This window comes from Bradyrhizobium sp. KZN70725, assembly GCF_055264925.1.
Genome location: NZ_JBUYWT010000124.1, coordinates 1 through 6,929 on the forward strand (window position 1 = coordinate 1; position 6,929 = coordinate 6,929).

At 61.1% G+C, this 6,929-nt stretch carries 7 protein-coding genes and 1 pseudogene; 6 read left to right on the forward strand and 2 right to left on the reverse strand.

All coding sequences use genetic code 11. The features are described from left to right. Positions 1-87: 87 nt before the first annotated feature. Positions 88-705, reverse strand: a pseudogene (locus tag ACZBJS_RS41695) (IS5 family transposase); the annotation flags it as partial. Positions 706-899: 194 nt separating this feature from the next. Beyond that, positions 900-1,853, reverse strand: coding sequence for a LysR family transcriptional regulator (locus tag ACZBJS_RS41700; RefSeq protein ID WP_463440251.1), 954 nt, complete (start codon positions 1,851-1,853; stop codon positions 900-902). A gap of 98 nt (positions 1,854-1,951) precedes the next feature. Between ACZBJS_RS41700 and ACZBJS_RS41705 the strand changes: the two genes are divergently transcribed. The 6 genes from ACZBJS_RS41705 (at position 1,952) to ACZBJS_RS41730 (ending at position 6,792) form a co-directional block, all read left to right on the forward strand. Then, positions 1,952-2,935: a Bug family tripartite tricarboxylate transporter substrate binding protein gene (locus ACZBJS_RS41705; RefSeq protein WP_463440252.1), complete on the forward strand. Its 984-nt coding sequence runs from the start codon at positions 1,952-1,954 to the stop codon at positions 2,933-2,935. 42 nt (positions 2,936-2,977) lie between these two features. Next, complete coding sequence (locus ACZBJS_RS41710) at positions 2,978-3,511, forward strand: dioxygenase family protein (RefSeq protein ID WP_463440253.1); 534 nt, start codon at positions 2,978-2,980, stop codon at positions 3,509-3,511. A 292-nt stretch (positions 3,512-3,803) separates the two neighbouring features. Continuing rightward, positions 3,804-4,349, forward strand: a complete 546-nt coding sequence (locus tag ACZBJS_RS41715; protein WP_463440254.1) for a hypothetical protein — start codon at positions 3,804-3,806, stop codon at positions 4,347-4,349. Positions 4,350-4,504: 155 nt separating this feature from the next. Next, positions 4,505-4,690 (forward strand): helix-turn-helix domain-containing protein, encoded by a 186-nt coding sequence (locus tag ACZBJS_RS41720; RefSeq protein ID WP_463440255.1) that lies wholly within the window; start codon positions 4,505-4,507, stop codon positions 4,688-4,690. Between the two features lie 138 nt (positions 4,691-4,828). Beyond that, positions 4,829-5,071 carry a hypothetical protein gene (locus ACZBJS_RS41725; RefSeq protein WP_463440256.1) on the forward strand — a complete coding sequence of 81 codons (243 nt, stop codon included), beginning with the start codon at positions 4,829-4,831 and terminating at the stop codon, positions 5,069-5,071. A 17-nt stretch (positions 5,072-5,088) separates the two neighbouring features. Continuing rightward, a complete protein-coding gene (locus ACZBJS_RS41730; RefSeq protein WP_463440257.1) occupies positions 5,089-6,792 on the forward strand; it encodes a recombinase family protein in 1,704 nt (567 codons plus the stop codon). Positions 6,793-6,929 lie beyond the last annotated feature (137 nt).

Genomic DNA, 6,929 nt, shown 5'->3' on the forward strand with positions numbered 1-6,929 from the left:
AAGAACGCCGCCAGGTACTCGCGGCGATCGTTAAGCCGAAGGCCGAAAAGCCCGAGGTTTAGCCGCTAACCGGACAAACCAGCCCGCCCGCGGCCTACGCCGCATGCTTACAAAGCAGATTGGATCGCTGCGATTGCTTTTCGGCGGGATGTTGGCCCACGCGCCCTTCTTCATGGCAAGCTCCCTGATCCAATCCGCGTCATAGCCACGGTCGGCAAGCAGCATTGACCCGGATTTCAGAAGAGACAGCAGTTTTCCGGCGAGTCGAACGTCATGGGCCTCACCGGGGCTCAGCGCCAGCCGTACCGGCAGACCATTGCCATCGACCACCGCATGGATTTTGCTCGTCAAGCCGCCGCGGGACCGTCCCATCGATTGGCGCTGATTCCTTGTGATGCAGGCTCCATGCTGGTGCACGCGAACCAATGGAAGTGTCGATCATCTGGACAGCGGCATCATGGGCAGTCGCAAGCGCTTCTATGATGCGGACCCAAACACCGGGCCGCCGCCACCTGACGAAGCGGTTGTAGCAAGTGGTGTATGGGTCAAACGCCGTCGGCAGATCACGCCAGGGTGCTCCTGATCGGAGGACCAGAAGATGCCATTCAGGACCCGTCTGTCGTTGCCTCGAGGAACGCCACGCGGCTTGTTCGGCAGCATCGGCTTGATGGCGATCCATTCATGGTCGGCGAGTTCGTGGCGCATGATTCGAGCCCCCAGTTCGGGAGTTTGAATCACGGCAGTCCGGCCAAACGCAACGCTCCTGGCCCCGCTCCTGGTACGGCGCTTACGGACAGGAGCGGACATCAACCAGCCCTCAATCTCTGCCAAATGCGTCGAAAATGACCCAAAGCAGTCATCATGGACCGGCTCCTGAAGTGTTCCCCGTTCAACACCCGCTATTTCAGTGTCCGGTTAGCCAAGGGCGCAATGATGCCGCGCGCAAAATCTAGAAACAATTGTGCCGTCGGGCTGAGTGTGCGCCCCTTCAATTTGATGACGCTGATGGGCGGTGCTGCGATGGGGAAATCGATCGGCAACACTTTCAGCCTCACGCTGGGCGGGTTGAAGTGCAGGAACAGGTTGCCGAGAATCCCGAGGTGTTGACCATGCGCCACGATATTGCTTGTGCAGAGCGCGGAGCGGACTGAAACGCTCCTCGCCGGTGGGTCTAGGCCGACGCTGCGGAAGGCTTCAATGACCAGCGCACCCACGGGATGATCCGGTGGTGGGAGGCACCATCGTTCGTTGACTAGATCGGAAAGCGCAAATTTGCGCCGGCGAGTCCAGGGATTGTCATGCCCGGCAACGACCCCGATACGATCCTGACACAGGACCGAGGATTCCAGTGCTGGGTCGAGATTGGCAGGCGCAATGCGCATGATTGCGAGCTCAACTCGGCGGTTCAGCAAGTCGCGTTGCTGCAGGATAACGGGATCGCCGAGCGCCACGTCGAAGGCCAGCTTTGGGTATTTTCGCGTCAGCCCGTCGATCAATGTCGGGAGCAGCCCGGTGCTCAAGTTCTCCTCGCAGCCGACCCGCAGTTCTCCAACCGCAGGATCTGACATGTTCTCGAGTTCGCTAACGCTGGTGCGCAGTTCGTCGAAAATCGCGACGCTGCGCTTGAGCAGTGCCCGTCCATGAGGTGTAGGCTCCACGCCATCAGGAAATCTGTCGAACAGGCGAACGCCGAGAACCTGCTCGAGTTCGGCGATCGCCTTCGAAACGACGGGCTGCGAGATCGCGAGATGGTCCGCGGCTTTCGCCATGCTGCCCCACTGGGCGACGGCAACAAGGGCGTTGAGCTGGCGTAACTTCAGTCGGCGACTGATCGTGTCTGCGCGTTCAGCCATGGGGTATTCCATATGTCTATAGGGGTAATGAAAAATAGAACTTAACGTCTATAGCAAACTTTCACAAGCTGGGCGTGTCCAAACGACAGGAGGCTGGCATGAAGGCCAACAAGTACGCCGCCGTGTGCGTTTCGCTCGTGTTGCCGCTTCTCGGCTGCGGTGTTTCGCCAGCCTCTGCGGAAGGTTACCCCTCGAATAAGATCCGCATCGTGGTTCCGACCGCACCGGGCACGCCGCCTGACGTGATCAGCCGTGTCATCGCGACCGAGCTTTCCGAGGGTGAAGGCTGGCGGCTGATCGTGGAGAACAAACCTGGCGCGCTTCAGACCATCGGGATAACCGAGGTGCTCAAGCAGCCCGCCGACGGCTACACGGTCTATTCCATGAGCGTGCCGACCGCCGCAGTGCCGGCCCTGATGCCGAATCTGGGACTGAAGCCGGACACGGATTTCGTGCCGGTCATCAAGATCTCGAAATCGTACAACGCGCTCGTGGTGCCGCCATCCTTTCCTGCGAAATCGGTTGCCGAACTGATCGCCGTCCTTAAGGAACAGCCGGGCAAGTACAACTTCTCTTCCGCGGGATTTGGAACGCCGGCGCACCTCATCGGAGAGATGTTCAAGCTGCAGACCGGCGTCCAGGCCACTCACGTCCCCTATCAGCAGCCGCAGCAACGCATCACCGATCTTCTGACCGGCACGAACCACTTCGATTTTCTGGCCACGGTTACCGTGGCGGACTTCATCGAAACCGGCCGGCTTCGCGCGCTTGCCGTCACGGCTCCAGATCGCGTAGCAGGCCTGAAGGATGTGCCGACCGTCGTCGAACAGGGCTTTGCGGGACTCGTCGTCGAGGATTACGTCGGGTTCGCCGTCAAGAGCGGTACGCCCGGCGATGCGGTCGCGAGCCTGAACAAGGCGATCAACAAGGCGCTGCAAAAGCCCAAGGTCATCGAGACCTTTGCCAAGCTCGGCGCAACGCCGGTGGGCGGAACGGCCGACAGCTTCGGCGCGCTCATCAAGGAGCAGGTAGGTCATTGGGGCAAGGTCATCCGGGAGTCCGGCATCAAGATGCCGCAATAAGCTTCCGCTTCCCAGCCCTCCAAACACGATCCAGTCAATTCAATGCGCACGCCGGAACAGATCCTCGGACCCTATTATCCTGCGGGAGCCGAACCCGTCACGACAGGCGATTTGACTTGCAGGTCTCAAGGTTCAGGTCCGGCGCTTGGAGAGGTTATCGAGATCACCGGAACGGTCCGCAACATCGCGAACTCCCCCATCGGGGGAGTTCGCATCATTGTCTGGCAAGCCAATAGTTTCGGTCGTTATGACCATCCCAACGACAATTCGGAATCACCATTAGACCCGAACTTCGTAGGATTCGGCGAGGTACACTCTGCCGAAGATGGCATCTATCGGCTCAGAACCGTGAAGCCCGGTTCATATGCGGCACTGGACGGCTGGACGCGTGCACCTCATGTTCACTTTGAAGTGCATGGCCGTTTCGAGAGGCTGGTCACGCAGATGTACTTTCCAGGCGACCCCCTCAACGAAACAGATCGCTTTCTGCTATCGGCCAGAAGTCCGAGTTTGTTGATCGCCATAGCGATCGAGAGGTCAGTCTTTCGGTTCGATATCGTTTTGGCTCGCGGCTAAAGCCCTCCCGAGTAAGCAGTCCGACCGTGCATGTCGGCTGATGGCCCATCGCGACATATTGCGCCGCCGCACGAAGTCGGTCGCTATAGGGGCAAAGCAGACATTGCTTTAGTCGCATCACGCCGCCGGGTTTATGGGTACACGGCCTGGCCGTGGGTGAAAACCGGATATCCGTTGACGTAACGAAGCGGCCGTGATTCGATTCGCGGCACTGGCCGCGACAGGCCAGGCAAGCGGCCCGCACAGATGCAGCAACACCTGCGCGAGCCTAACCCTCAACATGGAGCAAGCCATGTCTCAGGCTGATTCTGCCTATACCACGAGTCGTTCAATCTTTCCTGCCGGCCCGGCCGTTCGGCGCCGGCAGTTCGTCACCGGCGGCGCCGCCATCCTGGCCGGGGTCATCACTCCCTCATCGGCTGAAAGTGTTGGCGTTTCGACCGCGCCCGACCCGGTCCTTGATGCCATCGAGGGCCACCGCCGAGTCTTTGAGGAACTGGGGCGCCTGCTCGCCGAGCAGGATGCTGCCGAGCGCGAGCTGCGCCGAGCGCCCTGCGGCAGGCGGGCCGAGCTGGAGGCCAAGTTAAGCGGCCTCTGCGAGGCTGAAGGCGCACTCGGTCGGGCTGAGATGAAGGCCTCGCGTCAGCTCGCCGGCATCGTGCCGGGAAGCCTCAAAGGAGCGGCCGCGGCGTTAAAGTATGTGCGCGCGTGTTACGAAGTTGGCCAGTATCCCCTTTACGAGGAGGATGGCTACCGGCTGCTGCTGCTCTCGACTGAACGCGCGATTTGTGCGGCCGTTGGTCTCGCTATTCCGCATCGTGGTGTTGATCCTCGATAACGATTGCGCGCCTTCCTACGAGCGGGATGTGGAAACGAAGTCCTGGTCGAACCACTAAGGCACCGCCGGACGAAGGCGGTGGGAACGGATATCTCCGACCTACGACCATCGTTCCACATCTCGGCTCCACAAAGGGCCCGAAGAACAAGATCGACGTGAAGGCGATCCGGGTAGGCCTAGACATGACGCAGGAAGAGTTCGCAGGTCGCTTCGGATTCAGCGTCAATACGCTGTGCCATTGGGAACAAGGCTCGCGACAGCCGGAAGGGCCGACACGCGCTTATCTTCTCGCGATCGAGCGCGCCCCGAAGGCAGTGCAGAAGGCTTTGCAGGCCGTGTGATGCGTTCGACATCTACGACAAAACCGCTGATCGCAAGTATTTGCGCGCTCCCGTACGATGGCAGGATTTTGGTCTTCTCTTCCTGATCCTGCGGCTGCTTGATGCCCGTTTGACTCCGCAAATCGAGCGAGCGACGGCATGGCAGAGGACACAGAACCGAAGCCGGACGACATCAGACCGGCTAACGACAATCAAGGTCCGGATGGCGGACGGAATGAGGCGGATCACAAGACGCGGCAACAGTTGGAGCAGGTGACCCTGACCATTGCCCGGCTGATCGGACGCCGGATTGCACGGAAACAGCTCGCGGCGCTCAGCGCCGCCAATGATAACAGGCCTCAAGCCACGAACGGTGCGGAGGACGAGGCCGGCAAGGATTAGACAGAACGGAGACCGCCATGCCCCGCGTTGCGCTTTACGCCCGCTACTCATCCGACAATCAGAGCGAAAGCTCGATCGAGGATCAGTTCCGACTCTGCCGAGAGCACGCAAAGCGCGAGCGATGGAAGGTCACGAGCACCTATCACGACGCCGCCATTTCGGGGGCGAGCATGATCCTGCGGCCCGGCATCCAGTTGTTGTTGCAGGATGCGCAGCGCGGTCTGTTCGATGTCGTGTTGGGCGAGGCGCTGGACCGGATTTCTCGTGACCAGGCGGATGTCGCCACGCTGTTTAAGCATCTGCGCTTCGCGGGCGTCTCCATCGTCACCCTCGCCGAAGGCGAGATCACCGAGCTTCACGTTGGCCTCAAGGGCACCATGAATGCCCTGTTCCTGAAGGACCTTGCCCTGAAGACCCATCGCGGTTTGCGTGGCCGGGTGGAGAAGGGCAAGGCCGGCGGCGGCCTCTGCTACGGCTATAACGTCGTGAAGAAGCTCGACGCCCACGGTGAGCCGATCCGGGGCGATCGCGAAATCATCGTGGAGGAGGCAACGATTGTCCGGCGCATCTTCCGCGCCTTTGCCGCAGGCAAAAGCCCGAAGGCCATCGCGGTCGAACTGAACAAGGACGGCATTCCCGGCCCGCTCGGCCGGGCCTGGGGCGACACCAGCATCCGAGGCCACGTCTCGCGCGGCACCGGCATCCTCAACAACGAACTCTATGCCGGGGTCCTGGTCTGGAATAGGCAGCGTTTCGTCAAGGACCCGGCGACCGGCAAGCGCGTGTCACGGCCGAACCCGGAAAGCCAGTGGATCAGGACGGAAGTGCCGCATCTCAAGATCGTGAACGATGAACTGTGGCAGGCCGCGCGGGCGCGGCAACAGCAAATCTCGGCCCTCTTCGGTCCCAACCCGGCCAATACGCGGGAGGGCAGGGCCAAGCGGCTGCACCTCGCCAATCGGCCCGTTTCCCTCCTTGCCGGCCTTCTCACCTGCGGCTGCTGCGGCGGCAAGATCGGCATCCTGACGCCGAACCGCTACGGGTGCCTCAACCACCACCGTCGCGGGACTTGTGCGAATAACCGCACCATCACGCGCGACAAGATCGAGGCGCGGGTGCTGGCGGGCTTGAAGGATTGCCTCGTCTCTTCTCAGGCGGTCGCAGAAGCCGTGCGCGCCTATGCCGCGGAGATGAACCGCCTGAACCACGACCGGCGGGCACAGGCGGAAACAGATCACCGTGCGCTCCAGAAGATCGAGCGGGCGGTTGCCGGCATTATGGCGGCGATCGAGGACGGCCTCTACCAGCCGTCGATGAAGGCGCGGATGGACGAGCTTGAACGGCAGAAGGCGGAGATCACTGCGCGCCAGTCACAGGCTCCCGCCAACATTACCGATGTGCATCCCAACATTGCCAACGTCTATCGCAAGAACGTGGCCCGATTCACCGAGGCGCTCGCCGATCCGGATGGCGGGCGCGAGGCAGTCGAGGCGCTGCGCTCGCTCATCGGCGAAATCGTGCTCAATCCCGGCAAGAAGCGTGGCGAGGTCCTCGCCGAGCTACGCGGCGAATTGATGGGTATCCTTGAATTCTCAAATACCCAGAATAATCAACAGACTAACCGTCTTATGCCGGCAGTGGCTGCGCGTCCCCGCTTTGAACCTATCGGTACGATCGGGCCGAATGTTCTGCGACCATGGGTTGGCAACCGCCACGGATAGTTGCTGGCCCGGTCTGCGGCTACTCGGTAAGCGGCAAGGAGACCCCGTCTGGCGGAGGGGGTGAACGATCGGCTATCGGCTGCTAAGTTTGTGAGCCGATGTGAGCTTCTATGTCTGCGCCTAGTTCTGGAACTAGA